The organism is Desulfobacter sp., assembly GCF_050177295.1.
In genome coordinates this window covers 1-2613 of the sequence record NZ_JBFXHE010000532.1, presented here as the reverse complement: position 1 = coordinate 2613, position 2613 = coordinate 1, and the positions used below count along the sequence as shown (strand labels likewise).

General features: G+C 47.9%; 1 protein-coding gene. It reads right to left on the bottom strand.

The window, feature by feature from the left end:
- A partial coding sequence (locus tag AB7U36_RS22200; protein ID WP_428161779.1) for a DEAD/DEAH box helicase family protein occupies positions 1 to 2613 on the bottom strand: 2613 nt, incomplete at both ends.

Here is a 2613-nt window from a genome sequence, read left to right as displayed (position 1 = left end):
GTGTTGTTTTTCATTTTCGGCCCGGTCAATAAACTCTAATATTGTACGAACACCACAAAGCCAGCATTGGAAAAAACTGGGGACCACACGTGTTATGGCGTTTTCGGCCCATCGGTCAATAGCTGCGGGTTTAACCATCCGTTCCAGAAAACGATGAAAGATATCGTGAATTTCGACGATATATCGGTCTCTTTTACGCTGTGGTATGGGAATCAGCAAACTGATTCCGACATGGGTCCTGCCCACCCGGGAAGAGGCCTGAATATATTCGGCAATATCAGAAGGCATACCTGCAAAAAACATTGAATTCAGCTCTTCCACGTCTACACCGTGAGAAACCGCAGAGGTTGCCACCACAGAACGAATGACATCCGTTATTGGTTCAAAAAATTCACCCGGGCGCGATCTTTGCTCAATTCTATCAACAATGTTTTTGATTCGGGCCACATCAACAGAGCCGGTAATCAGATCTCTGCTGAATTGTTCACCCAAATCAAATCCCTGTTTCTTGTGGTCTTCCAGGACCTGCTGATCTTCGGCGGACATAATCTGATCCCCGCCTTTTTTGTTGGTAACGTACGTCAGGGCGACCCGGTGCAGATCAACCATCGTTGCCAGTTCAGAGGCCCCGGCTTTTTCAACAGCCTCTCGGTATTCGGTCTGTAAAGCCCCCGGTGGAACAGAAGCGATCAAACCCTCCTTTCCCCTTTGATGTCTCACCGGATTTCCGGAACCTAAATCACACATTAAACGGGTGATGTTGACATGGAATGCGGATAAAATATTAACTGTGGCGGTTGTATGGGGTTTTCCGTTTGTAAGGATGGATGCATACACACGCCGCTTCATGGACCTGGTTTCAACCTCAATCCCGCTTGTCCGGTCTAAAAAATTTCCATCCCTATCCTTTGGGGCGGCATAAAAAGACCAGTAAAGATCCGGACCGGGAAACGGGAATTGAATCAAATTCTGCTGATAAAGGTATTCAATCTGTCTTTCCGGTTCGGAAACAGTAGCCGAAGCGACTACGACTTTGGGCATCCGGATGCTTCCCTGGGCGTCCCGGCTCAGCAGGTCATCCATTTTTTCTCCCAGCCGCCTGAAAATTTCATTTAGGGCGGTTTCAAAAAGTCCGGCAAAGGTTCCCAAAGACTCCTCCAAAAGATGGGCTTCGTCCTGTATTATTAACGAGGGGAAAGGATCGAAAAACACCCTTTCCCCGGATCGGTAAGCCGGGAAAACCCCTTTCATTCCTGTTGCCTCAGGCCCAGCCTTTAAAGAGTCCTTTTGCAGCATAGCGTCATAAAGCAGTCCGGTATCCGGATCTATCCAGGTTGCCCCGCCAAGCATCCCCAAGACCTTCCTTATTGTATTGTAATGCTGTCCGATCAGGGCCAGTTTGTCCACCGTACCAAGCAATACTGACGGAGACAGTGCGTAAATATCATCGTCTACAAAATGAAAAGGCAAAGGGGCATGCGGGTTATGATGGTTCCACCAGCAGTTTTCGTTAAGGCAGATATATCCGGCCTGGTCACCGAGATTGGGAAATCTTCGTATGCCTACCGGTGAATGACCGCAAAAGGGACATTCCACAAGTTTAACCCATTTCTGGCAAGCCAGCATATATGCTCTGCTTTGCCGCAATTTTTCTTCCGCTTTTGGATTCCGCTCAAATATCGGCACACTTTGGTTAAATTCAGTATTGTTGCGAACACTGTTGGGAGTATTACTCCCCCCAACCCAGAATCCAATTCGAAAGGAATCTCCGGGTATTTTTTCCTGAATGCGCAGTTTCTCGGCCTCAGCTAAAAATCTGGCCGCTCTTTGCGCCTGCTGGATCGTCAGCAACCGCAGGGGGTAGCGGATCATGGCGGTGACTCCGCGGCCTTTTCCCCTTAAACGGTCCATAAACAGCCCGAAAACAAGCAACCCCAGAAAGGCCTCGGTCTTTCCACCACCGGTGGCAAAATACAGAAGCGTGGTTGATCCGTCCCACTCCGGGCGATGATATTTCGAACAGACAGGTATGCGGGAAGCCAAGGCGGGCAGTGAAGCAAGGATGAAGGCTATTTGAAACAGACGCCAATCCTTATATTTTTCCCCCGCTATGTTACCCATAGTAAAATTCATGAGCTGAAAGGCCCGAAAGGGTGCGAAACCCGGGGAATCCGGATCGGCTTTCCTGGATTCGTCCAGCATATCCACCCCCCGTTTTATCATTTTGGCCTCTTGAGTCCATTTTTCAATGTCTTTTCTAAAAGCCTTTTTTTCGGCTTCTATCTCCTCGGTCTGATCGGATTTCAGGCCCTGAGTAACATCAATCGTTTTTTTTAAGTCTTCGATGTAATTTTGCAGGGCATTGACAAGTTTTATGCCCTGATTCACACAGCCATCCGGATCGGAAAATCCGGCAAAAGAGGTATCAATACCGTGTTGCTGGGGATCAATACGTGGCAGGCTGTATTTGGGAAGCCAAGTGGTTTCAAGAAAAATATGACTGTCTTTTTTTTCATAGTTGATACCACTGTTGAACCCCAGTGCCGGATACTCAAGGTACTTATTATAACGGTAGGATGGTTTTATACGCTCCAGTTTCATTGGATAATGAAG